This is a genomic window from Celeribacter ethanolicus (genome assembly GCF_001550095.1).
Taxonomy (GTDB): Bacteria; Pseudomonadota; Alphaproteobacteria; order Rhodobacterales; family Rhodobacteraceae; genus Celeribacter; species Celeribacter ethanolicus.
Genome location: NZ_LRUC01000048.1, coordinates 67247 through 93401 on the forward strand (window position 1 = coordinate 67247; position 26155 = coordinate 93401).

A 26155-nucleotide genomic window follows, 5' to 3' on the forward strand; every position below is an offset into this window, starting at 1 on the left:
CCGAGGTGAGATTTTTCGCGAAAATGCGCTTGCACCCTGCGTCGATCACGTCTAATTAGCCGCCCACAGCGACGGTGATACGGTCACTTGACGCACCCCGGCGCTGCTGTAGCTCAGAGGTAGAGCACTCCCTTGGTAAGGGAGAGGTCGAGAGTTCAATTCTCTCCAGCAGCACCATTTCATCCATGATAAACAGTCACTTGAGCATCGCCCGCCTGTGCGCGTCGGGCGGCAATTCGTCTCGTTTCGGACATTCTCCGCGACAGGCTTGGCGAAACCTGTCACTGAGGTCCTGTGTCAGGAGGGACCATGACGATCATCGACATGTTGAAAGCGCGCGTGCGCGGCAAGGGCTTGCGGATCGTGTTTCCCGAGGGCGGCGACGCCCGGCTTCGGCCTGTGGTGGACACGCTGATCCGTGAAAATCTGGCGCGCCCGGTTTTGCTGTTCAATGGCTGCGAAGTCTTGGAAAATGCGGGGGAATTCCCCGTTGGTGTAACCTGTCTGGCGGTCGATGATCCGGCGCTTGCGCAGCAGTGGGCCGCAGATTTTCGAGAGCAAAACCAGAGGGTTTCCGAGGCCCGCCTGCTGCGCGGTTTCCCGAACCCCCTGCATGCTGGGGCGATCATGCTAGGTGCGGGCGGGGCCGAGGCGATGGTCGCAGGGCTTGTCGCCCCGACCGAAGAGGTGATCCGCACCGCCTTCACCTATCTCGGGCTGAACGACGGGTTGAAAGCGCCGTCGAGCCTGTTTCTCATGCGCATTCCGGGGTTTGCGGGCAGCGAGGGCGAGGCCGTGATCTTTGCCGATTGCGGTGTGCAGCCCGCCCCCGACAGCGCCGCCTTGGCGCAAATCGCGTTGACGACGGCCCAGACCGCGACCGACCTTTTGGGGTGGGAGCCGCGGGTTGCCTTCCTGTCGTTTTCCACCGATGGCAGCGCCAGGCACGACAAGGTGGATTCGGTCCGCGACGCGGTGCGGCTCGCACAAGCCGAAGCGCCAGAGATGAAAATCGACGGTGAATTTCAACTGGATACGGCCATCGTGCCGGAGGTCGCAGCCCGCAAGCTGTCGCGTCCCTCCGAGGTGGCTGGCCGGGCCAATATCCTGATTTTCCCCGATCTCGATGCGGGTAATATCGCCTACAAGGCGGTGCAACGCTTTGCCCTCGCCGACGCCTATGGTCCGTTTTTGCAGGGCTTTCGCCACAGCGTCAGCGACCTGTCGCGCGGCTCGACCTCTGAAGACATTCTGGGTGTCGCGCTGATGGCGCTCGCCCGGGCCGAGGGCCAGATGCGGCGTGCCTCTCAGCCCTGCGGCGGGTAGGGGCGAATTGCCGGTCGGGATCACGTCGGAGCCGCCCGCCGTGGCGTGCGCCTCCGAGTAATATGTGGGACGGGTGAGCGAGAAGGGCCCGAAATCGCGCAGCCATCGCCCAGAACCGACCCTGGCGTTGATCGTCCCGACAGTACGGAGGAACGCGGCTGCGGTGTCAGGTCGGGGTCGCCGCAAGTTCCGAGAGTGTCAAGCACAGCTCTGTCGCCACAGCCATGTCCTGAACCGAAATCCATTCGAGAGGGCCGTGGATATTCTGCATCCCGGTGAACAGGTTCGGTGTCGGCACGCCCATCTCGGTCAGGCGCGAACCATCGGTGCCACCGCGGATCGGCACGGAGACCGGTTCGAGGCCGATCTTGCGACAGGCTTCATTGGCCAGATCGACCGGTGTCATGTCCTTTTCAAGCCAGTAGCGCATGTTGCGGTATTGCGGGCGAATCTCGCAGGTGATCGTCGCGCGCGGTTCGGTCGCGGCCACCGTTTCGCAGACCTGCTGCAACAGCGCGCCCTTTGCCGCCAGCCCCTCGCGTTCGAAATCGCGCAGGATGAAGCGGATTTTCATCTCGGACGAACCGCCGACCATGTCGGTGGCGTGGATGAACCCTTCCGCCCCGTCGGTGGTCTCTGGCGTCATAGTGACATGGGGCAGGGTCTGGATGATCTTCGAGGCGAGATGGATGGCGTTCACCATCTTGTCCTTGGCAAAACCGGGGTGGATCGAGACGCCGGTGACAGTCACCTCTGCGGCGTCGGCGGAGAAGGTTTCGAACTCGATCTCGCCGACCTTGCCGCCGTCGAACGTATAGGCGAACTTCGCGCCGAGGTCTTTCGGGAGCTGGGGCGACACGCCGCGCCCGATTTCCTCGTCGGGGGTAAAGGCGATGCGGATCGGACCATGCGGAATTTCGGGATGTTTGAGCAGGTGCTCGGCGGCGGTCATGATGATCGCCACGCCAGCCTTGTCATCGGCCCCCAAAAGCGTGGTGCCGGAGGCGGTGACGATGTCATGGCCTTGTTTTGTGGCGAGATAGGGGAACTCTTCGGGCGACAGGATCAGGTCGGGATTGTCGGGAAAGGTGATCTCGCCGCCGTTGTAGCCGCGCACGACACGCGGTTTGACGCCGGTGGCGTTGAACTGCGGTGCGGTGTCGACATGGGCGAGAAAGCCGACGGTCGGGCCCTCGGCGGTGGCGGGAATGGTGGCAAGCACCACGCCGTAGTCAGTCAGTTCCACATCGGATGCGCCCATCGCGGTCAGCTCGGTCTCGAGCAGACGCAGCAGGTCGAGCTGGATCGCGGTGCTCGGCGCGCCGGGGGCGTCCTCGTCGCTTTGGCTGTCGATGGCGGCGTAACGGACCAGACGGTCCTCGAGGGCTTTGTCGAACGGATGTGTCATGGGATGTCCTTCTCTGTTGTTCCGAGAAGGGAACGCGCGGGGAGAAGAGTCAAGTTCGGGCCGGGGGCTGGACGGACAAGCTTACGTGAGACGCCCCGAGGGCCGTCTCTGTGCCAGATTACGCAGCGCCGGTGATCTTGTTGATATGGCCCATTTTGCGGCCCGGTTTGACATCCGCCTTGCCGTAGAGATGGATCGCCACCGAGCCGTCTTTCGCAAACTCCGGGATGCGATCCACATCGTCGCCGATGAGGTTCAGCATCTCGACATTGGAATGCCGCTTGCCGTCACCCAGAGGCCAGCCTGCCACGGCGCGGATATGCTGTTCGAACTGGTCGATGACACAGCCGTTTTGTGTCCAATGGCCGGAATTGTGTACGCGCGGCGCGATCTCGTTGACCACCAAACCGGCGGACGTGACGAAAAGCTCGACCCCCATCACGCCGACATAATCCAGTGCATTCAAGATTTTGGCCGCGAGCAAGACGGCATCGGTCCGTTGCGCGGGTGTCAGCCGTGCAGGCACGGTGGTGGTGTGCAGAATGCCGGATTTGTGCACGTTTTCGCCCGGGTCGAAACAGGAGATATCCCCCGCCTGACCGCGCGCGGCGATCACGGAGACCTCATGGCTGAAATCGACGAAGCCTTCGAGGACCGCGGGCGCTCCGGCCATGTCGGCCAGCGCCTGATCGGCCTCCGAAAGCTCCATGATCCGGGCCTGGCCCTTGCCGTCATAGCCGAAGCGGCGGGTCTTGAGGATTGCGGGGGCGCCAATCTCAAGCAGTGCTTCGGCCAGATCGAGATCGTCGTCCACCGCTGCGAAGGGGGCGACCGACAGGCCCAGATCGCGCAGGAAATTCTTCTCGACCAGACGGTCCTGCGACACGGCCAAGGCCTTGCGGTTCGGGCGGATCGGCACGAGGGACTCGATCAGGTCGAGCGCCGAGGTCGGCACGTTTTCGAACTCATAGGTCACCACATCGACGCTTTCGGCAAAGGCGCGCAGTGCCGCTTCGTCTTCATAGGGCGCGGTGGTGACGGTTTCGGCGACGTGACCCGCGGGCGGGTTGGCACCCGGCTCATAGATATGGCTCTTGAACCCGAGGCGGGAGGCGGCAACGGAAAGCATCCGACCCAGCTGCCCGCCGCCCAGGATGCCGATGGTTGCGTTCGGGGCGAGGGTTTGCCCATTCGTCATCACGTCAGTCATCGGAAGGCTCATCGGGGATGGAGGCAGACAGGGCTTCGCGCCAGGCGTCGAGACGTTCGGCCAGCGCCGGGTCCGCAGTGGCGAGAATGCCCGCCGCCATCAGCCCGGCATTGGCCGCGCCCGCCTCGCCGATGGCCATGGTGGCAACCGGGAAGCCCTTGGGCATTTGCACGATGGAATAGAGGCTGTCGACGCCCGACAGTGCCCGGGTCTGAACCGGGACGCCGATCACCGGCACGCGGGTTTTGGACGCCATCATGCCCGGCAGATGCGCGGCCCCGCCAGCGCCCGCGATGATCACCTTGAGACCGCGCCCGGCGGCTTCCTTGCCATAGCTCCAGAGCCGGTCCGGCGTGCGGTGGGCGGAGACGATCTTGGCCTCGTAGGGCACGCCCAATTCATCAAGAATGTCCGCTGCGCGTTTCATGGTGGGCCAGTCGGACTGGCTGCCCATGATGATGCCGACCTCGACGCTCATATGGCTATCTCCCGGGAAAGTGTCGCTTTCCCGCCTTATAGCCGATGCGGGGCGTTACGCAATGATGTCCGGGGTGATCTGGTCTTCCAGAAGCGCGATCCGGTCCTTGAGAGCGAGTTTCTGCTTTTTCATCCGTTGCAGGCGCAGGGCATCGAGGTGTCCGGTCTCCTGCATTGCCTCGATCGCGGCGTCGAGGTCACGGTGCTCGCGTTTCAGCATCTCAAGTTTGACCTTGAGCACCTCCAGATGATCCATTCGGCTGGACACGTTCATCGCGTTGTCTCTATGTGTTGTTTCGGCGGTCGCTTTCCAAGTCTAACGGGAATTCTTCAAAACTCAAAGCGTTCTGAGAAGCTCTTGAAGCCCGTGGCGTCTGGCCCCATATTTTCAGGGAAGGGTTGCCGCATCCGGGACCCGTGTGACGGACACAGTCGCTTCTGAGAAAGGACGTGGTGATGACGAAAGTAAGCTTTGGCGCCCATCCGTTTCTGCTGGGTTTTGACCAGTTGGAGCGTTTGGTGGAGCGCACGGCGAAATCCGACGCCGGGGGCTATCCGCCCTACAATATCGAACAATCCTCCGAGAACACCTATCGAATCACGCTCGCGGTGGCGGGGTTTGCCGAGGAAGATCTCGCCATCACGCTCGAAGATCGCCAGCTTGTCGTGCGGGGGCGCCAGCCGGAGGCCGACGAGGCGCGCGTTTTCCTGCATCGCGGCATTGCCGGGCGGCAGTTCCAGCGCTCTTTCGTGCTTGCGGAGGGGGTGGATGTCACCGGAGCCTCGATGGAAAACGGGCTTTTGCACATCGACCTGACCCGGGCCATGCCCGACACCATCGTTCAGACCATTCAGATCAGAAAGGGGTGAGCCATGAACACGCGCTATCCGCATCTGCCCTCTGAGGGGGGCGAGGAAAAAATCGTCTATGTCCGTCCGGTTGCCGTGGCCGATCTGCCCGAAGAGGTGCAGGCACAGGCGGGGGGGCTCGACCATATCTATTCGGTGAACGGTGCCGATGGCACGCGTCTGGCGCTGGTCGCCAATCGCCATCTCGCCTTCGTGCTCGCGCGAGAGCACGATTTCGCGCCGGTGAACGTGCACTGAGGACGCGGCCCGGCCCTCCCTCTTGCAAAGCCGGGGGGGCTGGCCTACCGAAGGGCAAGAGAAGTTTTGCTCCCCGGAAAGGTCATTATGAAAGATTTCATTGTGTCGCTGACCGCGATCCCGCCGCGGTTCAACGAACTCATGCCGACGCTGTTGTCTCTGAAGGCGCAGAAACACGTCAACATCCGCGAGATTCGTCTCGATCTGCCGAAGAGCTATCGTCGTTTCCCGTTCGATCCGGCGACCGATCTGCCCGACCTGCCGGACTGGGTGACGCTTCACCTGCACGATCAGGACTACGGGCCGGCGACAAAGATTCTGCCTGCGGCGCAGGACTATGCCGGACAGGATGTGTTCCTGTTTTTCTGTGACGACGATCAGCGGTACGAACCGGAGCTGCTTTTCAAGCTCGGCACCGCCGCCGAGGCCCATCCGAACGATGTGATCGCCAACATGGGCTACAACCTCAACGAGAGGCTGGCCAATCCCTGTTACGATTTTCCACGCAGCTTTCAGCCGCGGGCAAAACGCCGGGGCAAGGACTGGCGCTATCGTCTCTGGCGGCTGCGCACGGGGATGCGCAAGAAATTCGCCTTCCTCGGGACGCCTGGCTACATCGACATTGCGGAAGGCTATGGCGGGGTTCTGGTCCGGCCGTCGTTCTTCACGCCGGACATGTATGACATTCCCGAGATCCTCTGGACGGTGGACGATCCCTGGCTGTCGGGACATTTCACGAAAAACGGTCATGGCATCTGGCGCCCGGCGGACACGCTGCGGTTCGGTCACAACCGGGGCGCGGAGGCGCTTGCGGATTTCGTCTACCAGGGGCATGGGCGCGCAGAGGCCGACACCGCCTGTATCGAATACTTCCGGCGCGAATACGGGCTCTGGGGGGGCGATGACCCCGCGACCCGTTTCGATCGCGACCTGACGCAGCCGCGCCATTGGCAGGGCTGAGCTCGTTTGTGCCTTTCGCGGCTAAACCCGGGTTATAGACCGGTTTATTTCCCGCGAAAGGCATTTGCCCAGGGCCTGAAGAGGGCCTAGCTTCGGCGCATCGACCGGGGGGCGATCCCCGGGAGGCAAGCCAGAAAGCGAGCGAGTATGAAAATTTCCCAATCTTACAGCGGGCTGCAAAAGATCCTGCACTGGGCGGTGGTGCTGACCTTCGCCTTCAACTACGTGGTGTCCGATGGCATGGGGCGGGCGCTGCGCACCTTCACCGAGACCGGGGTGAACGACAGCACGACCGCGAAGCTGCATGTCATCGTCGGGGTGACGACGCTTGTGCTGATGATCCTCCGGCTCTTGGTCCGTCTGATCCAGGGCGCGCCAGCCCTGCCGCCCGCGCCGCACCCGCTGATGGAAAAGGCCGCCCACGGGGTGCATTTCCTGCTTTATGCGGCGATGATCGCGACGCCTGCCGCCGGCGGCGCGGCCTGGTTTCTCGGCATCCATGACGCGGGGGACGTCCATGAGGTGCTCGTGAACCTGACGATTCTGTTGATCGTCGCCCATGTCGCGGCGGCGCTCTATCACCAGTTCATTCTCAAGGACAATCTTCTGAAACGCATGGCCCCTCACTGAAAGCCGGACCCATGTGTGAAAAGCCCCGACCGATGGCCGGGGCTTTTTTATGTCTGATGGAACCGCCGGATCAGTGCGCGGCGATCAGCCCCATGGATTCGAGTTTGAGAATGACCTGGTGGGCGCAGTTGTCCACGTCATGGCCTTCGGTCTCGACCCGAAGCTCCGGGGATGCAGGCACTTCGTAAGGGTCTGAGATGCCGGTGAATTCCTTGATCTTGCCTTCGCGCGCGAGCTTGTAGAGCCCCTTGCGGTCGCGGCGTTCGCATTCCTCGATGGAGGTGGCGACGTGCACTTCGACGAAGGCGCCAAAGGATTCGACATCCTCGCGCACCGCACGGCGGGTGGTGGCATAGGGCGCAATCGGCGCGCAGATGGCGATGCCGCCGTTCTTGGTGATCTCGGAAGCCACATAGCCGATGCGGCGGATGTTGAGATCGCGGTGCTCTTTCGAAAAGCCCAGTTCGGAGGACAGGTTTTTGCGCACGATGTCGCCATCGAGAAGAGTCACCGGGCGACCGCCCATCTCCATCAGTTTCACCATGAGCGCGTTGGCGATGGTGGATTTGCCGGAGCCGGAGAAGCCGGTGAAGAACACGGTGAAGCCCTGTTTCGAGCGCGGCGGCTTGGTCTTGCGCAGCTCGTTCACCACTTCGGGGAAGGAGAACCACTCGGGGATCTCGAGACCTTCCTGAAGGCGGCGGCGCAGCTCGGTGCCGGAGATGTTGAGGATGGTCACGTCATCCTTGTCGGCGATCTCGTCGGCAGGTTCGTACTGGGCGCGCTCCTGCACATAGACCATGTGTTTGAAGTCGACCATTTCGATGCCCATCTCATCCGCGTGTTTCGCGAAGAGTTCCTGCGCGTCGTAGGGGCCGTAGAAATCCTCGCCCGCAGAGTTCTTGCCCGGACCGGCGTGATCGCGCCCGACGATCAGATGGGTGCAGCCGTAGTTCTTGCGGATCAGGCCGTGCCACACGGCCTCACGCGGACCAGCCATCCGCATGGCGAGCGGCAGGAGCGACATGGTGGTCGTCGACTGCGGGTATTTGTCGAGCACGGCCTCATAGCAGCGCACGCGGGTGAAGTGGTCCACATCGCCGGGTTTGGTCATGCCTACGACCGGATGGATCAGCAGGTTGGCCTGCGCTTCCTTGGCGGCGCGGAAGGTCAGTTCTTGGTGCGCGCGGTGCAGCGGGTTGCGGGTCTGGAAGGCCACGACACGACGCCAGCCCAGCTTGCGGAAATAGGCGCGCAGCTCGTTGGGGGTGTCGCGACGGGCGCGGAAATCGTAATGCACCGGTTGCTGGATGCCGACGACTGGACCGCCGAGGTAGATCTTGCCGGCACTGTTGTGCAGGTAGTTGACGGCCGGGTGCGCCAGATCGTCGGCGCCAAAGACCATCTCGGCCTCTTTCGACTTGTTCGGCTCCCAGCGGTCGGTGACCGTCATGGTGCCGAGGATCACACCCTCCTGATCACGCAGGGCAATGTCCTGTCCCAGTTCGAGCCTGGCGGCGAAATCCTCGGAGACATCGAGCGTGATCGGCATCGGCCAGAGCGTGCCGTCGGCAAGCCGCATGTTCTCGACAACGCCGTTGTAATCCGCTTCGGAAAGGAACCCTTTGAGCGGGTTGAACCCGCCGTTCATGAGCAGTTCGAGGTCGCAGATCTGACGCGGGGAGAGGTCCCAGCTCACCAGATCGGCGGCTTCGACTTTGAGCTTTTGGGCGCTGTCGTAGGAGACATAGAGCTCGGGGATCGGGGCGAGGTTCTGCGGCATGTTTGGGGCCTTCTTGCGCTGGACGGTACGAACGAAATTGGCCCGCACAAACATGACGCCGCAGGCTCCGGGGAGCCATACTCCCTTGCGGGTCGGCAAATCAATAGAGCCGGTTCAAGAAACGGAAAATGAGGCTTCAAGGCCTCATTTTCCGTATTTTATGGAACAAATGTCCCGGTAATGTCGCTGTTCCGCGATCAATGTTTCCGGGGCCTTGGGATTGGTTCTTTTCGCACGAGAGGACATGGATGTTGTCAGGTGGAAAGGCGACGTATCGCCCGGATCACCTGCGGGGTGAAAAGGACGCAATGGGTCAGTTCTGGGCGCGAGCGCGAGGAATAGAGCATGGCCTCTGCGCCTTTCATGCGGGCTTGGTCCGAGAACCGCCATGTTGGCGCAGGCTCCCCACGGGCACGAATATTCTGCCAGATGATGGAAAGCGCGGGGTTGCCGCTGTGGTCCGAGAGCTGCGTGAGGGCAATCTCCAGCGCCCAAAGATCGCGTTCGACCCCGTCACCGGCATAGCGCGCAATGGCGACGCGGGTGCCTTCCGGGGTCAGGGAGGTGTAGATCGCTGGCTGGCCGTCGTGGTGAAAACGGCCCTCTGGAGAGGAAACGGGCCGTTCCGGGTTTTGCCCCGGAACGACCAGACGGTAGACAGTGAGCAGAGTGGTGCTCACTCTTGTGCGGCGAGCCAGTGTTCGGCGTCGAGCGCCGCCATACAGCCCATGCCTGCCGAGGTCACGGCCTGGCGGTATTTGTGATCGGTCAGGTCGCCCGCAGCGAAAATGCCGGGGATGGAGGTTTCCGTCGAGCCCGGTTTGACCGAGACATAGCCGCCGTTGTGCAGCTCAAGCTTGTCTTTCACCAACTCGTTGGCGGGGGCGTGGCCGATGGCGATGAACACGCCCTTGGCCGGAATGTCGGTGATCTCGCCGGTCTTGACGTTGCGCGCCTTGACACCGTTCACGCCCTTCATCGGGGCCTCATCGCCGTAAACCTCGACCAGTTCATTGTCCCAGAGCGGCACGATCTTTTCGTTCTTCATGAGACGGTCGATCAGGATCTTTTCGGCGCGCAGGCTGTCGCGGCGGTGGATCAGCGTCACTTTCGAGGCAAAGTTGGTCAGGAACAGCGCTTCTTCCACGGCGGTGTTGCCGCCGCCGACCACCACGATCTCCATATTGCGATAGAAGAACCCGTCACAGGTCGCACAGGCGGAAACGCCATAGCCCTTGAACGCCTCTTCGGTCGGCAGGTTCAGCCATTTGGCGCGCGCACCGGTGGCGAGGATCACCGCATCTGCCGTATAGACCGTGCCGCTGTCACCCTTGGCCACGAACGGGCGGCTGTCGGTGTCGAGCTCGACGATCAGGTCGGAGATGATCTCCGTGCCCATCGCGCGGGCGTGGTCTTCCATTTTCACCATGAGTTCCGGGCCCTGCACTTCGCTGTAGCCCGGGAAGTTCTCGACTTCGGTGGTGGTGGTGAGCTGACCGCCCGGCTCCATCCCCTGCACGAGGATCGGCGAAAGCATCGCCCGCGCGGCATAGATGCCCGCAGTATAGCCGGCCGGACCGGAGCCAATGATCAGAACTTTCGTGTGTTTCGTGTCCGCCATGTCGGGACCCCATTTTTGCGTGTTGTCTTTGCTGTTGGCTTCGATATAGACACCGCGACGCGGCGTGGCAAACCCTGTGCGACGCACAGCCGCGGTGAAAAAATGGGCAATCGAAGGCGGAATGCCCGTTTGCCGCACATGACGCAGGCGAAATCCTCTTGAAACTTTCTTGCCATAATGAGAAAGAATATTGCGCGTAAACGCCTGTTTGCGCACATCTATGGAATTAATGGCCTTTTATGGCCAAGGCGGAAGACAGATGCCCTCACATAAACTCGACGAGATCGACCGGAAAATTCTTGCGGAGCTTCAGGCCGACGGGCGGATGACCAACGTCGAACTGGCCCGCCGGGTGGGGATTTCCGCACCGCCCTGTCTGCGCCGGGTGCGCACGCTTGAGGAAAGCGGATTCATCAGGGGCTATCACGCCGTCGTCGACACGCGGGCGCTGAATTTCGAAGTGCAGGTGTTCGCCATGGTGGGCCTGCAAAGCCAGGCGGAGAGCGACCTCTCGAAATTCGAGGCGAAATGCCGCGAGTGGCCGCTGGTGCGCGAATGCCACATGCTCAACGGCGAAGTGGATTTCATCCTGAAATGCGTCGCCCCCGATCTTTCGACCTTCCAGAGCTTTCTGACCGGAGAACTGCTGTCGACCGAGAATGTCGCCTCGGTCAAGACCTCGCTGGTGATCCGCTGCGCCAAGGACGAGCCGGGCGTGCCTTTCGACGTGCTCGAAGCGCGGCTGGCCCAGAACGCCTGATCTGTCGACATTTGCATGAAAAAAACGGCCCGCCTTCTGGCTGGGCCGCTTTTCGTGGAGGCCGGTCGGAGGGAAGGCCGGCCGTGGAAAGGTTTAGCGGAACATCAGGTCCAGAAGATCGCCGGGGGTGAGCCGCGGATGGGCTAGTGCGCCGAAATCACCCAAGTTGTCGAGATGCGGAAACAGCGCCATGAAGCGCGCCCGCAGATCGCCCTGCAACTGGCCGGAGGCAGAGGTGCCGGGGTGATAGCTTTCGAGATCGACGCCGTTGACCCGGATCAGGCTGTGGCGGGCGAGCGCGAGGTGATAGCTGCGCACGGTGGAGATCGGCGTGACCTCGATCACGGAGACCCCGTCGACCATGCCGGTGATTGGGGCCAGCGCTCTCGATGTGCCCAGCCAGGATTTCAGTGCCTCCGCCTGCAAGAGATAACGCGCGCCTCCCCCCAGCACGAGATCCGGTGCGGGACGCCCGAGCCCGAATGTGTCGGAGGTGATGCGATAGAGCCGCTCGGCGCGGGCCTCGGGCGACCGTGTGCCGCGGGTATCGAGCGTCATCGACCCGATCCAGTCCACCCGCTGCACGCCGTTGTCGAGCGTCACCACCTCATCGCCGGGCAGCAGGTCCTCGATCGCCACGGGCCCCGCGACGGTCGGGATCAGCGCCCCGCGTGCGAATGCATTGAACGCGGCCTCGAATACCGGGAGTGCCGGGGCGGTGTGTGGCGTTTCGCAGATCTCGCCAGTCGGCGCGCGCCAGAGAAGATCGTAGCGACGCAGGGCCTGCGCCTGATGCTCCACAGGACGGGCGCGACGCACGGTCCAGGCGGTTTTCGGCTGCGCCGTTGTCAGGCCGGAGCCGGGCATCTGATCCAGATCATGGGGCAGCGATTGCGGAAGGGCACGGCGCTCGGCGCTCAGGTGCGATCCGGCCAGAGAGCCAGACAGGGGCTGCGACATCGGAAACCTCTTACTGTGTCGGCCCCCACCGATACCAGTTCCTATACGATCTCAGATTTCCGCCAGGATTGTCAAAAATTTTAGCTAATTACAGTTAACGGCGGAACCAGTCGCCCGGTCCGCCGTCGCTTTGTTTCTTTGTATTGGGGCAATGATGTGCCTATCGCGCCAGGCAGGCGCTTCAAGGTGCGAATCGTCGCCGTGATCGGGTTCAGGCCGAGCGGCGCAGCACCGGTTTGTCAGCCTTCTTCGCGATGAAGGCGGTGCGGCGCGTGCCGCGCGCCCAAGGCATCTCGACCTCGGCCTTCTTGGCTTCGGCAATCATCGACTTCATCCAGCGACGGTTTTTCATTTCTGCCTCTCTCGTGACCTGCGCCGCAGGGGACAGTCCTGCGGGCTGTCGCTGCGTCTGTTTCGGTGTTGAGAACAATATGCCGGGGCGATTCGGCGAAAATGGGGCGGGTCGAGGAGAAAGTTTTCGGAAACCCGATGCGATATGGCGCATTGGGGGCGCTCGGGTTTGGGGTGCATTAACCTTAAGAAAATTAAGGTTAATTCCAGATTCCATGCAGCGATGGCGGCGGCTTGCGCGGGGTGTTTCGGGCAAAATTGGGGCGGGGAAGGGCCCTATTCCTGCCCCAAAGACTTCGGGGGCAGGGTAAATTCGGCTCAGAGCCGGATGAGCGAGATGAGTCGTCCGTAATCGGCTTCCTTGCGATGCACCGAGCGGCGGTAGGAATAGAACCGCTCCGGATCGGAATAGGTGCAATGCCGGGTCCATTCGGCATGGCCGACACCGGCTTCGCGCAGCCGATGCAACCCATAGGCCGGGAGGTCGAAGAGGTAACGATCGCCCTCGCCATTGGCGAAGAAGCGGGCGTTTTCAGGTGTGTCCGCGAGGAAGTCCTCGAAGAACTCGGGGCCGACTTCATAGGCGCGTTGCGAAATCGTCGGGCCGATGACGGCGGAAATATTGCCGCGCGTGGCGCCGAGCGCCTCCATCGCGTCGAGCGTCTCTTCGAGCACGCCCGCGATTGCGCCCTTCCACCCGGCATGGGCCGCGCCGATCACGCCGGCCTCACGGTCGGCGAACAAAACCGGCTGGCAATCGGCGGTGAGAATCACCAGCGCCAGTCCCGGCCGGTCGGTGACCAGCGCATCCACCTTGGGGGCAGTGCCGTCCTGCGGCCCGTCGATGCGGGCGACATCCGGGGAGTGCACCTGATGCGCCGCGCAAAGCGCTTCGGGCCCGAGCCCGAGCGCCTGTGCCGCGCGGCTGCGGTTGATTTTGACGATATCGGCCTGATCGGTCGATCCGAGGCCGCAGTTGAGCCCCTCGAACACGCCGGACGAGGCGCCGCCCTTGCGGGTGAAAAAGCCGTGGCGGATGCCATCGAGCGCGTCGGAGGTGATGATTTCGAGTGTCATGCGTCGAATCCGGGGGGCAGAAAATCGGGTGCGGGCGCAAGTGCCAGCGCTTTGAAGAGGGTTCCCATTTCCGAGGGCGAGGTCAACCGGTCAAATGCACTCTCGTGGCTCTTGAGGGCGGTCCCGCTCAGATTTCGCGCAAGCGCCTCGGCTCGGGCCGCGATGCCGAGGCGGGCCAGAAGCGCGCCTTGCGGGAGCATTTGTGAGGCGGCGACACCTGCGCTGCGGGCGGCAAGGCTCAGGGCTTCGAAATCCACATGGGCCGTCAGATCGGCGTGACCGGGGTGGGCGAGCGGATCGACACTCTTATGGGCTTCGAGCGCCTGAAACGTATCGCCGAGACTGCGCCAGTCGCCGTAGTCGATGAAGATCGCCGCGCCGCCTTGCTTGAGATGCGTGGCGATCTCCGTGACGATGGGCGCGGCGGCGGGGCAAAGCTCGACCACATCACCGTCTGTTGTGTCGCTGAGGCGATGGGCGAGAGCGGCAAGGGGCGCGGGGGCGGCGAGACCGAGGGTCAGAGTGCCGTCTTGCAGCCCGACCTGCGTTTCTGCCCAACCGTCTCCCTTGCGGGTGAATTGCCGGATGGGAAGCGCGTCGAAAAACTCGTTGGCGATGAGCCAGAGCGGCGCGTCGGGCAGATCGGACACCTGATCGCACCATGTGACCTCATAGTCTGACAGACGATCCTTTTGAGCGGCGCGCAGGGTGGGGGAGGCCTCGATCAGATGCACCTGCGCGGCCGTATGGAACCCCGGAACGCCGCGCGTGGCGCGCAGGATATCGGCCATCAGCGTGCCGCGTCCGGGACCAATTTCGGCCAGCGTAAAGCGTACGGGCGCGCCCTGATCGAGCCAGCTTTGCGCAAGGCATAGCCCCAGAAGCTCGCCGAACATCTGGCTGATTTCCGGCGCGGTGGTAAAATCGCCCTGCGTGCCCAGAGGGTCGCGCGTGGTGTAATAGCCATGCTCGGGATGGAGCAGGCAGTCGGCCATATACTCGGCCAGCGAGATCGGTCCAGTTTGGCGGATACGGCGGGTCAGGATGTGCGTGAGGGCGGTCATGTGCGTTTGGCGCGGAGCATGAAATAGAGCCCGATCAGGATCATCGGCAGGGACAGGAGTTGCCCCATCTGCATGCCGAGGAGGACCGTACCATTGGGATTGGCGGCGGTGACGAATTGCGCATCGGGTTGGCGGAAGACCTCAACGATGAAGCGCGAGATGCCGTAGCCTGCGAAGAACAGCCCCATGATCAGGCCCGGTCGTTTGAAGGCTTTCGTGCCCCAGACGAGTGCAAGGATCAGCGCGCCGAGGATCAGCCCCTCCATCCCCGCCTCGTAGAGTTGCGAGGGATGGCGGGCACAGAGCGGGCCGACATTGGCGCAGGCCTGTGCCGTCTCTCCGGGGAAGATCACCGCCCAGGGACCGTCCCAGGGCTTGCCCCAAAGCTCTGCGTTGACGAAATTTGCGATCCGTCCGAGCAAAAGCCCCGGCGGGGTCGCCATGGCCAGAAGATCGCCCAGTGACAGAAGCGGTTTCTTGTGTTTCTCGCCCCAAAGCAGGGCCGCGATGATGACTCCGAGAAAGCCGCCGTGAAACGCCATGCCGCCCTGCCAGACCATCGGGATTTCAATCGGATGGGAAAGGTAATAGCCGGGTTTGTAGAATAGCACATAGCCAAGACGCCCGCCGAGGATGACGCCGAGGATCAGCCAGGTCAGCAGGTCTTCGAACTCGGGTTTGGTCAGGGGGGGCGTGTCGGCGGCCCAGAGCCGCGTGGCCTTGAGGGCGCGCAGGATGAGAAACCAGCCGATCAGGAAGCCGCCGATATAGGCGAGCGCATACCAGTGCAGCGCGAAATGCACCGGCCCGAGATTGATCTCGAACAGGATCGGGGAGAGATCGGGGAAATTCAGAACGGCAGGCAGGCGTGTCAACATGAGCGCAACTGTCGCCACGGCGGGGCGGAAGTCAACCTTGTGATTTGCGCCCCGTCGCCCCATATAGGTCACAAGACATCACGAATGTGCCGGACGGAGCCAGACATGCAGACCCGCAACAAGATTCTCGACGATTTTTCCCAACTCATGACCAATGCCATGGGCGTGGCGCAGGGCGCGAAGGACGAGGCAGAGACCGCGCTCAAAAGCGTCATGGACCGCTGGCTGGCGGATCGCGATTTCGTCACCCGCGAGGAATTCGAAGCGGTTCGCGCCATGGCCCAAAAGGCCCGCGAGGAAAACGAAGAGCTGAAAAAGCGCCTCGACGCGCTGGAAGCTGTGAAAAACGCCTGATCCGATTGCCTCACGTTTCCTGACTGCGAAAGCCTCCCGTTGGGGGGCTTTTTTCTGTCCACAGGGGGCTTTAGAGGGCTGGGGAAAAATTAAGCAACTTGTGGATGACCCCGGAATGCTGGGGATAACACAAATATTTCGCTTTACAGATTCGTCGCTTTCATCACACCATATCTGGTAAGGGGAGGTGAAATCCCACCGATCCTTAGAGCAGGCACCAAGTCTTAGTGGCCGCCGCTGTGATGTCGCGCAAGGGGGGATGTCGCACAGCCACGGGACGCAGACCAGAAGAGGCCCGTGAATGTCGCTTATTGAGCAGAGCTTTTCCACCGAAATTCACCCGATCGACCTGTGCGAGCATTTGTGCGAGTACAATGACTGGGAATTCGACCGCGTCGCCGAAGATCAGATCGCCATGGCGGTCGAGGGCCAGTGGCGCACCTATTCGATCACTTTGGCGTGGTCGGAATATGACGAAACGCTGCGCCTCATCTGTACTTTCGAGATGGAGCCGCCCGAGGAGAAGCTGCCGCAAATCTTCGACGTGCTGAACCGCGCCAACGACCAGATCTGGACCGGCGCCTTCACCTACTGGCACGAACAGCGCCTTATGGTTTATCGCTACGGACTCGTGCTGTCGGGCGGCCAGATTGCCAGCCCGGAACAGGTCGACCGTCTGATCGGCGCGGCTGTGGGCGCCGCCGAACGCTTCTACCCGGCCTTCCAGCTTGTGGCTTGGTCGGATCGCTCGCCCGAGGACGCCATGGATGTGGCGATCCGCGAGGCTTACGGGCGCGCATAAGCGGCATAAGCACCCGCGCGAAATCGCACCGCTTGCCCGCGTTGCGCTCGGGCTTACGATTGATAGAGTGCCCCCTGATGCCCTCAGGGGGCTTTCTTATGACAGACGGAGTGGATCATGGAAAATGTGAAAGCGCGTGGATTGGTGCTTTTGGGCTGCGGCAAGATGGGCTCGGCCATGCTCAAGGGCTGGTTGGCCGGAGGTTTGCCGCCGGGCTCCGTCACCGTTCTCGATCCGCATCCTTCCGATTGGCTGCGCTCGACCAGTGTGCATCTCAACACCGACCTGCCGAAAGACCCGGCCATCGTTCTGGTGGCGGTCAAGCCGCAGATGATGGGGGATGCCCTGCCGAAGCTTCAGGCATTGGGAAATGGTACGACGCTGTTTCTGTCGGTGGCGGCGGGAATCACGCTTGCGACCTATGAAACCGTGCTGGGGGCCGACACGCCTGTCGTGCGCGCCATGCCAAACACGCCGGCGGCCGTGGGGCGCGGCATCACCGCGATCATCGGCAACGCTAAAGCCGGGGCTGCGGATCTCGATCTCGCTGAGGCGCTTTTGAGCGCGGTGGGACAGGTGGTGCGGCTAGAGGGCGAGGCCCAGATGGATGCGGTGACCGCCGTCTCCGGCTCCGGCCCAGCCTATGTGTTCCATCTGATCGAAGCACTGGCCGCCGCCGGGGTCGAGCAAGGGCTGTCGCCGGAGCTTGCGATGCAACTGGCCAAGGCCACTGTCGGCGGTTCGGGACAACTGGCCGAGGAGTCGGACGAAGACCCGGCCCAGCTTCGGGTCAATGTAACCTCTCCGGGTGGTACGACGGCTGCGGCGCTGGCGGTGTTGATGGATGAGGAAACGGGCTTCCCGGCGCTGCTTTCCAAGGCGGTCAAGGCGGCGGCAGATCGGTCGAAGGAGCTGGCGGGATGAGCGATCTCATAGATTTCGACGACTTTATGAAGGTCGATGTCCGGGTGGGGACGATCGTTCGTGCCGAACCCTATCCAGAGGCCCGCAAGCCCGCGATCAAGCTCTGGATCGACTTCGGCCCGGAGATCGGCGAGAAAAAATCCTCGGCCCAGATCACTGTGCATTACGCGCCTGAGACGCTTGTCGGGCAACAGGTGATGGCGGTCGTGAACTTTCCGCCGCGTCAGATCGGGCGGTTCATGTCCGAGGTGCTGGTGCTCGGGTTCCCGGATGAAAACGGCGCGGTGGTTTTGGCGCGTACGGATCTGGCCGTGCCGAATGGCGGGCGCTTGCACTGATCCTAAGAACGGGGCGGATTGATCCGCCCTTTTTTCGTTCGATTGACGGTTTGATCCGTGATCAGATGATCCTTAACGCCCTGTCACAAACGGACGCGCAAAGCTTAACGCGCTGTCACAGTCCACGCCCGCCCCTGTCATAGTCTTTAAAAAACTGTAAACGCGGCCTCAGACGTCGCCCATGGCCTCGCGCCAGTGTTTGCGACAGAGCGAGACATAGCGTTCGTTGCCGCCGATCTCGACCTGCGCCCCTTCGGTAAGCACCATGCCGCTTTCGGACATGCGCACCACCATCGTCGCTTTCTTGCCGCAATGACAGATCGTGCGCACCTCGCGCATTTCGTCGGCCAGAGCCAGAAGCGCCGCGGAGCCGGGAAACAGATTGCCCTGAAAGTCGACCCGCAGCCCGTAGCACATCACCGGCACGCGCAGATCGTCCACCACGCGGGCCAGTTGCCAGACCTGATCTTTCGAGAGGAACTGCGCTTCGTCGATGAAGATGCAGGCCACCTCACCCTCGGCCAACCTACGTTCGATTTTGGCGAACAGATCCTCCCCCTCCTCGAACGTGTCGGCCTCGGTGCCGATGCCGATGCGGCTGCCGATCCGGCCTTCGCCCGCGCGTTTGTCGAATTTCGCGGTGATGAGATAGGTATCCATCCCGCGTTCGCGATAGTTGTAGGAGGCCTGAAGCAGCAGGGTCGATTTCCCCGCGTTCATCGTCGAATATTGAAAGTAGAGCTTTGCCATGACGCTCATCTGCCAGATCGGGGGTAGGGGGATCAAGCGGTGTTGCGTCGTGGGGCGGGAAAACCGACGGAGAATCTGAACTCTGCGGGGTCGGTTCGCGAAAACGCGCACGGGTGGAAACCGGAAAAAAGTGAATACTCATTACCAGAAACCGGCTGACGCCCGTAAGGGCTAGGGGATGAGGGAGCCGGAAACGTGCACCTGAGACCCAGACTTCCTTCCCTGAAACGGCTTCCACCCGGCCCGGTGCAGTGCACCGGATACTCGTTCATCTCCTGCGACGGCAGGTACGCTCTTGTATGTCATGCGAAAATCGGGAATTTAATGGGAAATGGTAAAGCGAATTCCCCATCCGGGGATGCGCTGAGGTTTAGGGGCACAGGGTATGGATGCAGCCGGAACGTATTTGAAGAAACACACCGAGGCTTTGGTCAAGGATGTGGGTTTGGAGGCGGCCTGTGCGCTGACCGGCAAGTCGAAAGCGACGCTCGGGCGCTATTATTCGACGGCCGACGAGCATTCCGACCGGTTCATGCCCGTGGATGCGGTGTCCCAGCTCGAGGCGGCGGCGGGCTATCCGCATGTGACCTCGGCACTGGCCGAGCTCAAGGGGATTGCACTGTCCTATGACGCGGCCCGCAATGAGCATCCGAAACAGGGTGGGGTGAACGCGGATGTGGTTGCGCTGTCGCAGCGGTTTGCCATGTTGATGGCGGAATATACCGATGCGATCGAGGATGGCATCATCACCATCAACGAGGCGAAACGGCTGTTGCGCGAGACGCTTGAGTTGCAACAGGTGCTGATCAACATGAAGCTGCATCTGGAACAGGAAGCGACCTGATACCAAGGGGCTGGAATGTATGAAGGCGGCTCCGGGAGCCGCCTTTTTTCGTCTTAGCCGCGAGACCGTCTGCGCTGCGGGCGACCGCCTCCGGGACGTCCTGCCCCTTTGGGGGCGCCGGGTTTGCCGCCTGCCGGTTTGCCGCCGCCGGAGTTCGCACCACGCGGACCGCCACCGCCCCCGCGGCGACCCTGCGGCTTGGGCTTCGGCTGGGCCTTCTGGTCGTCGGCAGCCCATGAGGCCTTGGTCGCCACGGGAATGCGAATCTTCATCACTTTCTCGATGGCGCGAAAATCGTCCAGCTCGGTCGGCGAACAGAAGGCCACGGCTTTGCCGTCGCGGCCCGCACGCGCCGTCCGGCCGATGCGGTGCACGAAGTTTTCCGGCACATTCGGCAGCTCGTAGTTATAGACGTGACGCACCGCAGGGATGTCGATCCCGCGCGCGGCCACATCGGTCGCGACCAGCACCTTGAGCTTGCCGGATTTTGCCGCCGCCAGAGTGCGCTCGCGCTGGCCCTGCGATTTGTTGCCGTGAAGCGCACCGGCTTCGAAACCATCGCGCACGAGGTTCTTCGCCATCCGCTCCGCCCCGTGTTTGGTGCGGGAAAACACCAGCGCCAGCTCGTCGGAGTGGTCACAGAGCAGTTCTTTCAACAGCTCGTATTTCTCCGGCTGCGGAATGAAATGCACTTCCTGGTCGATCTTGTCGGCGGCCTTGCCCGGAGGCGACACTTCGATGCGGATCGGAGAGGTCAGGTAGCTCTGGGCGATCTCGTTCATCTCTTTCGACATGGTGGCGGAGAACAGCATGGTCTGCCGCTCTTTCGCCAGCATCGGCACGAGTTTGCGCAGGGCATGGATGAAACCCATGTCGAGCATCTGGTCGGCCTCGTCCAAGACAAGGAAGGTGGTCTCATCGAGACGCACGGCCTTGCGGTCGATCAGGTCCATCAGACGACCCGGCGTGGCGACAAGAATGTCGGTGCCGCGATCCAGACGGTTGATCTGGGCGTTGATCGACACACCGCCGACAACGCGGTTGAGCTTGAGATGGCTGCCCTTGATGAAGGGGAAAAGCCCGTCTGCGATCTGGTTCACCAGCTCGCGGGTCGGCGCCAGAATCAGCGCGCGCACGGTTTTGGGCGCGGGTTTCGAGCCATCGGAAAACGCCATGTGCAAAAGCGGCAGGCCAAAGGCGAGCGTCTTGCCCGTCCCGGTCTGCGCAAGGCCCATGACGTCGCGGCCGTTCATCACTTCGGGAATGGCGCGGGCCTGAATGGGGGTCGGGGTCTCGATGCCGATCTCTTTCAACACATCGAGCAGCTTCGGCTTGAGGCCGAGCATGGAAAAATCAGTCATATCTGTCCTTTGGTGGGAAACCCACACGCTAGACGCACCCGCTTTTGCGGGCACTTGGTTGGTCGCGGAAAAGGTCTCCGGAGCGTGCCATATGCCCACCCCGTCTTTCCGCCGGACCCCTTGCGTGAATGTGGGAACCTGTGGGCGGGTGCGCCCGATCTCCGCCCCCTGTGGCGCCTGCCTGAAACGGCCTGTGCGCGGCTGCTCACGCGGCAGCATGGGGAGACGGTTGGATGCCAAATGGGGGAGAGCGGGGAAGAAGTCAAGGGATTTGCTGCATTCGCAAAAGAGACAGGCCCCGACTGAGCGGGGCCTGTCGCAATATCTGTCTCAATTCAGGAGAGGTAAAATCTCACGCGTCCTGCAAACTCAGCACCTCGATCTCGCCTTCGAGCCGCGCCTTGATCGCCATGGCGGCGGCGTGAGAGGCGGCGGCGGTGGTGAAATACGGGATCTTGTCGTAGAGCGCGACGGAGCGGATTTCGCGGCTGTCTTCCAGCGCCTGATTGCCTTCCGTCGTGTTCAGCACGAGGGCGATATCGCCGTCCTTCATCATGTCGACGATATTCGGGCGGCCCTCATAGACCTTGTTGACAACCTTGCTTTCGACGCCGTTTTCCTTGAGGAACTTTGCGGTGCCACGGGTCGCGATGATCTCGAAACCCAGATCCGAGAGGGTCTTGATCGCCTCGACCATCTTCGGCTTCTTGTCGTAGTTCTTCACCGAAACGAACACCTTGCCGGAGCTCGGCAGGTTGGTGCCTGCCCCCATCTGCGCCTTGAGGAAGGCGCGGGCAAAGCTCTTGTCGGCGCCCATGACTTCGCCCGTGGAGCGCATTTCCGGGCCGAGGATCGTATCGACGCCGGGGAAACGCGCGAAGGGCAGCACGGCCTCTTTCACCGCATAGCGCCCGGTGCTCGCCGGATCGACCAGTTCGAACGTGTCGAGCTTTTCGCCCGCCATCAACCGTGCGGCGATGGAGGCGATCGGGCTGTTCACCGCTTTCGCGACAAACGGCACGGTGCGGGAGGCACGCGGGTTGACCTCAATGAGGAAGATCACATCGTCTTTGACCGCATATTGCACGTTCATCAGTCCGACCACATTGAGCGCCAGCGCCAGAGCTTCGGTCTGACGTTTCAGCTCCTCAATGATCTCGGGCTTGAGCGAGTAGGGCGGCAGCGAACAGGCCGAGTCGCCGGAGTGGACGCCCGCTTCCTCGATATGCTGCATGATGCCCGCGACATGGACTTTCTCGCCGTCGCAGAGCGCATCGACGTCGATCTCGGTCGCGCCCGAGAGGTAGCTGTCGAGCAAGACCGGGCTGTCGCCGGAGACGACCACAGCGTCGCGGATGTAGCGTTTCAGGCCTTCCATGTCGCGCACGATCTCCATCGCGCGGCCGCCCAGCACGTAGGACGGGCGGATCACCAGCGGAAAGCCGATGTCGGAAGCGATTTCAATGGCCTCGTCGTCGGAATGCGCGATGCCGTTGTGCGGCTGCTTGAGATCGAGACGGTTCACGAGGTCCTGGAACCGCTCGCGGTCTTCGGCAAGGTCGATGGCGTCCGGCGTGGTGCCGAGGATCGGAATGCCTTCGGCTTCGAGCGCATTGGCGAGTTTCAGCGGTGTCTGGCCGCCGAACTGCACGATCACACCATGAAGCGTGCCCTTGTCCTGCTCGACGCGCAGGATTTCCATTACATGCTCGAAGGTCAGCGGTTCGAAATAGAGACGGTCGGAGGTGTCGTAATCGGTCGACACAGTCTCCGGGTTGCAGTTCACCATGATCGTCTCGTAACCCTGTTCGGTCAGCGAGAAACAGGCGTGACAGCAGCAATAATCGAACTCGATCCCTTGCCCGATCCGGTTCGGACCACCACCCAGAATGACGACTTTCTTGCGATCCGAGGGGCGTGCCTCGCATTCCACCTCGCCCATCATCGGCATTTCATAGGTGGAGTACATGTAGGGCGTCTGCGCCTCGAATTCGGCAGCGCAAGTGTCGATGCGTTTGAACACGGCGGTGACGCCGAGGTTGTGGCGCGCACGGCGTACATTGGCCTCGTCGCGACCCGTCAGTTTCGCCAGACGCGCATCGGTGAAACCGAGCATCTTGAGCTTGCGCAGACCCTCTTCGGTGACCGGCAGGCCGTCTTTCTTGATCTCGCATTCGGCGACCATGATTTCGCGGATGCGGGCTAGGAACCACGGATCGAAGCTGTTGATCTCGTTGATCTCTTCGTCGGTAAAACCAAACCGCATGGCCTGCGCGATGACCCTCAGACGATCCGGCGTGGCCTTCGCCAGCTCGCGGGTCACCGTCTTGTCGATCATCTGCTGCGCGCTTTCGTCGGCGCCCAGAAGGATGCGCGGCAGGCTGTCTTCCGCACCGTCAGCCTCGACGATCTGTGCGGCTTTCGGCATGTCCGGCAGTTCGATTTCGTCGAAGCCGGTGAGACCCGATTCCATCGAGGCCAGCGCTTTCTGCATCGATTCGTGGAAGGTCCGGCCAATCGCCATCGCCTCGCCCACGGATTTCATCGCCGTGGTCAGCTCCGGTTTCGCGCCGGGGAATTTCTCGAAGGCGAATTTGGGGATCTTGGTGACGACATAGTCGATGGTCGGCTCAAAGGAGGCGGGCGTCACCTTGGTGATGTCGTTGTCCAGCTCGTCGAGCGTGTAGCCGACGGCGAGTTTCGCGGCGATCTTGGCGATCGGGAAACCGGTGGCTTTCGAGGCAAGAGCGGAGGAGCGCGACACGCGCGGGTTCATCTCGATCACGACCATCCGGCCATCGGCGGGGTTCACCGCCCATTGCACGTTGGAGCCGCCGGTTTCCACACCGATCTCACGCAGCACGTTGATCGAATGGGTCCGCATGATCTGGTATTCTTTGTCGGTCAGCGTCAGGGCCGGGGCGACGGTCACAGAGTCGCCGGTGTGCACGCCCATCGGGTCGACGTTCTCGATGGAACAGACGATGATGGCGTTGTCCGCCTTGTCGCGCACCACCTCCATCTCGTATTCCTTCCAGCCCAGAAGGCTCTCGTCGACGAGGATCTGGGCGACCGGCGAGGCTTCGAGCCCAGAGCGACAGATTTTCTCGTAATCGTCGCGGTTGTAGGCCACGCCACCGCCGGTGCCGCCGAGGGTAAAGGCAGGACGGATGATCGCGGGAAGACCGATGTGCTCGAGCGCTTCCATGGCGATCTTCATCCCGGCGGCAATGTCATAACGCCCGTCTTCGCGTTTCGGTGCGGCGACGATGTCGGCCTTCGGGTTCTCGATGCCGAGACGGTCCATCGCCTCGCGGAACAGTTTGCGGTCTTCGGCCATCTCGATGGCTTCGCGTTTGGCACCGATCAGCTCGACGTTGAACTTGTCGAGCACGCCCATGTCGGCCAGAGCCAGAGAGGTGTTCAACCCGGTTTGCCCGCCCATGGTGGGCAGGAGCGCGTCGGGGCGTTCTTTCTCGATGATCTTGGCGACAACCTCGGGGGTGATCGGTTCGATATAGGTAGCATCCGCCATGTCCGGATCGGTCATGATCGTCGCCGGGTTGGAGTTCACCAGGATGACCCGGTAGCCCTCTTCGCGCAGCGCTTTACAGGCTTGCGCGCCGGAGTAGTCAAACTCACAGGCCTGCCCGATGATGATCGGCCCCGCACCAATGATCATGATGGAGGAAATATCGGTTCTCTTCGGCATGGCGGACCCCGGCAATATGTTGAGCAGCACTTCGCGCGCACCTCATAGCAGGGCACGCGCAAATTGTCGTGGGTTATAGTCATGGAGCGATTGGGCGCAAGGGTGGAAAGCCGGCTTTGGGGCATGTTTCTTGAAAAAAGCGATAGCCCGGGATCGGCGGCTTTTTGAGACGGGATCGCCGTCGGCCCGTGTCTCTCAATTGTCCCCAATCGGCCCGATTGGGGCCGTATTTGTCCCGTTGAATTGGACGGAATTCAGAGAGGAAAATGTGTTTTAAGGTGTTTTATATGTCGATAGCCGATATGCCGCAGCATGCGACTTCAGGACAGTTTTTCAAATCCATTTGGCGCAGGGCAAGCGCTCCGGATGCCGTTCTGGGGGCGGGGACCTTGATCTATCTGGTGATCGGCAGCCTGTTTCTGATTCATACAGGGCAGAATCCCCTCGTCGTCCTGACGGCCGTCACCCAGGCGTTCAGTTTCGCCGCGAAACTTGCGGGGCATGTTCTGCCTGTCTGGCTCCTCGTGTCGGGTGTTACGATCATTGCTTTCCTTCGTCCCGTGCGGCGCCATCTCACATCGCGTTGGGTGCCGAGTATGGCCGCGGTGGTTTATTGCTCGGTGTTCACCTGCATGTTCAGCAGCGTAAAGGTCAACATGCCCGAGGTGATGCCGTTCTGGGCCGATGACGTGTTGACCCGCCTCGATGTCGCGCTGCATTTCGGCCATACGCCGCATGATTTGCTCGGGGCGCTTTCCGGTCTCGACACCACAGGGCTTGCGACGTTTTATCTCAATTCCTGGATTCTTCCGGCGACCTTCTTTCCCGTGCTCCTTGTGGCTTGCGACCCAGATCCGCAGCGTCGGCGCCAGTTCATTTTGCTCTGGATGGCGGCCTGGGTGCTGATTGGCAACGTCGCCGCCGTGGCTTTCCTGTCCTATGGTCCCATTTTCGCGGATCTTTTTCCGGGAGGGCTCAAGGAGGCGCATGCCGGCGCACTGGCGCTTGTCGAGCGGGAGGACGCGGGGCGCCTTCTGGCGGTCAAGACGCGTCTCTGGGCGGCCTATTCCGGTGAAGCCGGTGTCGTGGGCTCCGGGATTTCCGCCTTTCCCTCGGTCCATATCTCCATGGCGACGGTCTTTGGTCTCTACATTTATCGTCTCGGGCGCGATCTGTCCCGCCGGTTGTCGTCCGCCCCCGTGGCGCGGAGCCTGCCGATCCTGAGCGCCGTGCTCGGGGCGTTTTGTGTCCTGATCTACGGCGTGCTCTCGGTGTATCTCGGCTGGCATTATGCCGTGGATGGATACGCCTCTGTCCTGATCATGGTCGGGCTCTACCGCGTCATGGTGACGGCAAGAGTGCCGGTCGCGGACAAATGGTCTGCATCGGGCCGTGTGGCTGTTGCGGCTCCGATGCGCTGAGTTTTGTGCGCTTCGGGGCAGTTCGGACCGCGTGGAA

Annotated in this window: 27 protein-coding genes and 1 tRNA gene; 13 read left to right on the plus strand and 15 right to left on the minus strand. The window is 62.1% G+C overall.

Features of this window, described 5'->3' with window-relative positions; genetic code table 11:
• The first annotated feature begins 102 nt into the window (after nt 1–102).
• A tRNA-Thr gene (locus NH195_RS18060) sits at nt 103–177 on the plus strand.
• 132 nt (nt 178–309) lie between these two features.
• A complete protein-coding gene (locus NH195_RS18065) occupies nt 310–1326 on the plus strand; it encodes a phosphate acyltransferase (protein ID WP_066710328.1) in 1017 nt (338 codons plus the stop codon).
• Between the two features lie 166 nt (nt 1327–1492).
• Here the strand turns inward: NH195_RS18065 and pepT are convergent, their stop codons facing one another.
• From pepT to NH195_RS18085, 4 genes are all read right to left on the minus strand, one after another.
• Nucleotides 1493–2734, minus strand: a complete 1242-nt coding sequence (pepT, locus tag NH195_RS18070) for a peptidase T (RefSeq protein ID WP_066710333.1) — start codon at nt 2732–2734, stop codon at nt 1493–1495.
• Nucleotides 2735–2852: 118 nt separating this feature from the next.
• Nucleotides 2853–3944 (minus strand): 5-(carboxyamino)imidazole ribonucleotide synthase, encoded by a 1092-nt coding sequence (locus tag NH195_RS18075; RefSeq protein WP_066710337.1) that lies wholly within the window; start codon nt 3942–3944, stop codon nt 2853–2855.
• Nucleotides 3937–4422 (minus strand): 5-(carboxyamino)imidazole ribonucleotide mutase, encoded by a 486-nt coding sequence (purE, locus tag NH195_RS18080; RefSeq protein WP_066710340.1) that lies wholly within the window; start codon nt 4420–4422, stop codon nt 3937–3939. Before purE ends, NH195_RS18075 begins: the two co-directional genes overlap by 8 nt.
• 54 nt (nt 4423–4476) lie before the next feature.
• Entirely contained in the window at nt 4477–4695 is a 219-nt protein-coding gene (locus NH195_RS18085) for a YdcH family protein (RefSeq protein WP_066710342.1), read from the minus strand.
• Between the two features lie 182 nt (nt 4696–4877).
• Between NH195_RS18085 and NH195_RS18090 the strand changes: the two genes are divergently transcribed.
• From NH195_RS18090 to NH195_RS18105, 4 genes are all read left to right on the plus strand, one after another.
• Nucleotides 4878–5291, plus strand: coding sequence for an Hsp20 family protein (locus NH195_RS18090; RefSeq protein ID WP_066710344.1), 414 nt, complete (start codon nt 4878–4880; stop codon nt 5289–5291).
• Nucleotides 5292–5294: 3 nt separating this feature from the next.
• Nucleotides 5295–5528, plus strand: a complete 234-nt coding sequence (locus NH195_RS18095) for a DUF1150 family protein (RefSeq protein WP_066710347.1) — start codon at nt 5295–5297, stop codon at nt 5526–5528.
• Nucleotides 5529–5615: 87 nt separating this feature from the next.
• Nucleotides 5616–6488: a hypothetical protein gene (locus NH195_RS18100; RefSeq protein ID WP_066710350.1), complete on the plus strand. Its 873-nt coding sequence runs from the start codon at nt 5616–5618 to the stop codon at nt 6486–6488.
• 147 nt (nt 6489–6635) lie between these two features.
• Nucleotides 6636–7118, plus strand: a complete 483-nt coding sequence (locus tag NH195_RS18105) for a cytochrome b (protein WP_066710353.1) — start codon at nt 6636–6638, stop codon at nt 7116–7118.
• 70 nt (nt 7119–7188) lie between these two features.
• On the opposite strand, the gene NH195_RS18110 is transcribed toward NH195_RS18105, so the two are convergent.
• The 3 genes from NH195_RS18110 to trxB form a co-directional block, all read right to left on the minus strand.
• Nucleotides 7189–8901, minus strand: coding sequence for a bifunctional sulfate adenylyltransferase/adenylylsulfate kinase (locus NH195_RS18110; RefSeq protein WP_066710533.1), 1713 nt, complete (start codon nt 8899–8901; stop codon nt 7189–7191).
• A gap of 254 nt (nt 8902–9155) precedes the next feature.
• Nucleotides 9156–9581, minus strand: a complete 426-nt coding sequence (locus NH195_RS18115; protein WP_066710356.1) for an RES family NAD+ phosphorylase — start codon at nt 9579–9581, stop codon at nt 9156–9158.
• Nucleotides 9578–10522 carry a thioredoxin-disulfide reductase gene (gene trxB / locus NH195_RS18120; protein ID WP_066710536.1) on the minus strand — a complete coding sequence of 315 codons (945 nt, stop codon included), beginning with the start codon at nt 10520–10522 and terminating at the stop codon, nt 9578–9580. The genes NH195_RS18115 and trxB overlap by 4 nt, the downstream gene beginning before the upstream one ends.
• A gap of 259 nt (nt 10523–10781) precedes the next feature.
• Here trxB and NH195_RS18125 point away from each other — a divergent pair, with 259 nt between their 5' ends.
• Complete coding sequence (locus NH195_RS18125; RefSeq protein ID WP_066710359.1) at nt 10782–11282, plus strand: Lrp/AsnC family transcriptional regulator; 501 nt, start codon at nt 10782–10784, stop codon at nt 11280–11282.
• A gap of 93 nt (nt 11283–11375) precedes the next feature.
• Here NH195_RS18125 and NH195_RS18130 read toward each other — a convergent pair whose 3' ends face one another.
• The 5 genes from NH195_RS18130 to lgt all read right to left on the minus strand — a co-directional run bounded on the left by NH195_RS18130 (nt 11376) and on the right by lgt (nt 15600).
• Nucleotides 11376–12242, minus strand: coding sequence for a Hint domain-containing protein (locus NH195_RS18130; protein ID WP_066710362.1), 867 nt, complete (start codon nt 12240–12242; stop codon nt 11376–11378).
• A 211-nt stretch (nt 12243–12453) separates the two neighbouring features.
• Nucleotides 12454–12594: a hypothetical protein gene (locus tag NH195_RS21615; RefSeq protein ID WP_198403455.1), complete on the minus strand. Its 141-nt coding sequence runs from the start codon at nt 12592–12594 to the stop codon at nt 12454–12456.
• A gap of 317 nt (nt 12595–12911) precedes the next feature.
• Complete coding sequence (pgeF, locus tag NH195_RS18135; RefSeq protein WP_066710364.1) at nt 12912–13670, minus strand: peptidoglycan editing factor PgeF; 759 nt, start codon at nt 13668–13670, stop codon at nt 12912–12914.
• Complete coding sequence (locus tag NH195_RS18140; protein WP_066710367.1) at nt 13667–14734, minus strand: class I SAM-dependent methyltransferase; 1068 nt, start codon at nt 14732–14734, stop codon at nt 13667–13669. Before NH195_RS18140 ends, pgeF begins: the two co-directional genes overlap by 4 nt.
• On the minus strand, nt 14731–15600 hold the full coding sequence (gene lgt / locus NH195_RS18145; RefSeq protein ID WP_066710539.1) for a prolipoprotein diacylglyceryl transferase: 870 nt from the start codon (nt 15598–15600) through the stop codon (nt 14731–14733). Before lgt ends, NH195_RS18140 begins: the two co-directional genes overlap by 4 nt.
• A gap of 117 nt (nt 15601–15717) precedes the next feature.
• On the opposite strand from lgt, the gene NH195_RS18150 reads away from it, so the two are divergent.
• The 4 genes from NH195_RS18150 to NH195_RS18165 all read left to right on the plus strand — a co-directional run bounded on the left by NH195_RS18150 (nt 15718) and on the right by NH195_RS18165 (nt 18030).
• Nucleotides 15718–15966, plus strand: a complete 249-nt coding sequence (locus NH195_RS18150; protein WP_066710370.1) for an accessory factor UbiK family protein — start codon at nt 15718–15720, stop codon at nt 15964–15966.
• Nucleotides 15967–16267: 301 nt separating this feature from the next.
• Complete coding sequence (locus NH195_RS18155) at nt 16268–16768, plus strand: type III secretion system chaperone family protein (RefSeq protein WP_066710373.1); 501 nt, start codon at nt 16268–16270, stop codon at nt 16766–16768.
• 117 nt (nt 16769–16885) lie between these two features.
• Nucleotides 16886–17692: a pyrroline-5-carboxylate reductase gene (gene proC, locus NH195_RS18160; RefSeq protein WP_066710376.1), complete on the plus strand. Its 807-nt coding sequence runs from the start codon at nt 16886–16888 to the stop codon at nt 17690–17692.
• On the plus strand, nt 17689–18030 hold the full coding sequence (locus NH195_RS18165) for a tRNA-binding protein (protein ID WP_066710379.1): 342 nt from the start codon (nt 17689–17691) through the stop codon (nt 18028–18030). The genes proC and NH195_RS18165 overlap by 4 nt, the downstream gene beginning before the upstream one ends.
• Before the next feature lie 168 nt (nt 18031–18198).
• On the opposite strand, the gene NH195_RS18170 is transcribed toward NH195_RS18165, so the two are convergent.
• Nucleotides 18199–18780, minus strand: coding sequence for a thymidine kinase (locus NH195_RS18170; protein ID WP_066710382.1), 582 nt, complete (start codon nt 18778–18780; stop codon nt 18199–18201).
• A gap of 385 nt (nt 18781–19165) precedes the next feature.
• Here NH195_RS18170 and NH195_RS18175 point away from each other — a divergent pair, with 385 nt between their 5' ends.
• Nucleotides 19166–19624 (plus strand): hypothetical protein, encoded by a 459-nt coding sequence (locus NH195_RS18175; protein WP_066710385.1) that lies wholly within the window; start codon nt 19166–19168, stop codon nt 19622–19624.
• A 53-nt stretch (nt 19625–19677) separates the two neighbouring features.
• Here NH195_RS18175 and NH195_RS18180 read toward each other — a convergent pair whose 3' ends face one another.
• Both NH195_RS18180 and carB read right to left on the minus strand, forming a co-directional pair.
• Nucleotides 19678–20985, minus strand: a complete 1308-nt coding sequence (locus tag NH195_RS18180; RefSeq protein ID WP_066710387.1) for a DEAD/DEAH box helicase — start codon at nt 20983–20985, stop codon at nt 19678–19680.
• A 352-nt stretch (nt 20986–21337) separates the two neighbouring features.
• Nucleotides 21338–24697, minus strand: a complete 3360-nt coding sequence (carB, locus tag NH195_RS18185; RefSeq protein WP_066710542.1) for a carbamoyl-phosphate synthase large subunit — start codon at nt 24695–24697, stop codon at nt 21338–21340.
• A gap of 287 nt (nt 24698–24984) precedes the next feature.
• On the opposite strand from carB, the gene NH195_RS18190 reads away from it, so the two are divergent.
• Nucleotides 24985–26118, plus strand: a complete 1134-nt coding sequence (locus NH195_RS18190) for a phosphatase PAP2 family protein (RefSeq protein ID WP_162265896.1) — start codon at nt 24985–24987, stop codon at nt 26116–26118.
• Nucleotides 26119–26155 lie beyond the last annotated feature (37 nt).

What these genes read in the sequence shown, in the direction of transcription:
- NH195_RS18065 (WP_066710328.1), top strand. Translation starts at nt 310, where the DNA reads ATGACGATCATCGACATGTTGAAAGCGCGCGTGCGCGGCAAGGGCTTG.
- pepT (WP_066710333.1), bottom strand. Translation starts at nt 2,734, where the DNA reads ATGACACATCCGTTCGACAAAGCCCTCGAGGACCGTCTGGTCCGTTAC.
- NH195_RS18075 (WP_066710337.1), bottom strand. Translation starts at nt 3,944, where the DNA reads ATGACTGACGTGATGACGAATGGGCAAACCCTCGCCCCGAACGCAACC.
- purE (WP_066710340.1), bottom strand. Translation starts at nt 4,422, where the DNA reads ATGAGCGTCGAGGTCGGCATCATCATGGGCAGCCAGTCCGACTGGCCC.
- NH195_RS18085 (WP_066710342.1), bottom strand. Translation starts at nt 4,695, where the DNA reads ATGAACGTGTCCAGCCGAATGGATCATCTGGAGGTGCTCAAGGTCAAA.
- NH195_RS18090 (WP_066710344.1), top strand. Translation starts at nt 4,878, where the DNA reads ATGACGAAAGTAAGCTTTGGCGCCCATCCGTTTCTGCTGGGTTTTGAC.
- NH195_RS18095 (WP_066710347.1), top strand. Translation starts at nt 5,295, where the DNA reads ATGAACACGCGCTATCCGCATCTGCCCTCTGAGGGGGGCGAGGAAAAA.
- NH195_RS18100 (WP_066710350.1), top strand. Translation starts at nt 5,616, where the DNA reads ATGAAAGATTTCATTGTGTCGCTGACCGCGATCCCGCCGCGGTTCAAC.
- NH195_RS18105 (WP_066710353.1), top strand. Translation starts at nt 6,636, where the DNA reads ATGAAAATTTCCCAATCTTACAGCGGGCTGCAAAAGATCCTGCACTGG.
- NH195_RS18110 (WP_066710533.1), bottom strand. Translation starts at nt 8,901, where the DNA reads ATGCCGCAGAACCTCGCCCCGATCCCCGAGCTCTATGTCTCCTACGAC.
- trxB (WP_066710536.1), bottom strand. Translation starts at nt 10,522, where the DNA reads ATGGCGGACACGAAACACACGAAAGTTCTGATCATTGGCTCCGGTCCG.
- NH195_RS18125 (WP_066710359.1), top strand. Translation starts at nt 10,782, where the DNA reads ATGCCCTCACATAAACTCGACGAGATCGACCGGAAAATTCTTGCGGAG.
- NH195_RS18130 (WP_066710362.1), bottom strand. Translation starts at nt 12,242, where the DNA reads ATGTCGCAGCCCCTGTCTGGCTCTCTGGCCGGATCGCACCTGAGCGCC.
- NH195_RS21615 (WP_198403455.1), bottom strand. Translation starts at nt 12,594, where the DNA reads ATGAAAAACCGTCGCTGGATGAAGTCGATGATTGCCGAAGCCAAGAAG.
- pgeF (WP_066710364.1), bottom strand. Translation starts at nt 13,670, where the DNA reads ATGACACTCGAAATCATCACCTCCGACGCGCTCGATGGCATCCGCCAC.
- NH195_RS18140 (WP_066710367.1), bottom strand. Translation starts at nt 14,734, where the DNA reads ATGACCGCCCTCACGCACATCCTGACCCGCCGTATCCGCCAAACTGGA.
- NH195_RS18150 (WP_066710370.1), top strand. Translation starts at nt 15,718, where the DNA reads ATGCAGACCCGCAACAAGATTCTCGACGATTTTTCCCAACTCATGACC.
- NH195_RS18155 (WP_066710373.1), top strand. Translation starts at nt 16,268, where the DNA reads ATGTCGCTTATTGAGCAGAGCTTTTCCACCGAAATTCACCCGATCGAC.
- proC (WP_066710376.1), top strand. Translation starts at nt 16,886, where the DNA reads ATGGAAAATGTGAAAGCGCGTGGATTGGTGCTTTTGGGCTGCGGCAAG.
- NH195_RS18165 (WP_066710379.1), top strand. Translation starts at nt 17,689, where the DNA reads ATGAGCGATCTCATAGATTTCGACGACTTTATGAAGGTCGATGTCCGG.
- NH195_RS18170 (WP_066710382.1), bottom strand. Translation starts at nt 18,780, where the DNA reads ATGGCAAAGCTCTACTTTCAATATTCGACGATGAACGCGGGGAAATCG.
- NH195_RS18175 (WP_066710385.1), top strand. Translation starts at nt 19,166, where the DNA reads ATGGATGCAGCCGGAACGTATTTGAAGAAACACACCGAGGCTTTGGTC.
- NH195_RS18180 (WP_066710387.1), bottom strand. Translation starts at nt 20,985, where the DNA reads ATGACTGATTTTTCCATGCTCGGCCTCAAGCCGAAGCTGCTCGATGTG.
- carB (WP_066710542.1), bottom strand. Translation starts at nt 24,697, where the DNA reads ATGCCGAAGAGAACCGATATTTCCTCCATCATGATCATTGGTGCGGGG.
- NH195_RS18190 (WP_162265896.1), top strand. Translation starts at nt 24,985, where the DNA reads ATGTCGATAGCCGATATGCCGCAGCATGCGACTTCAGGACAGTTTTTC.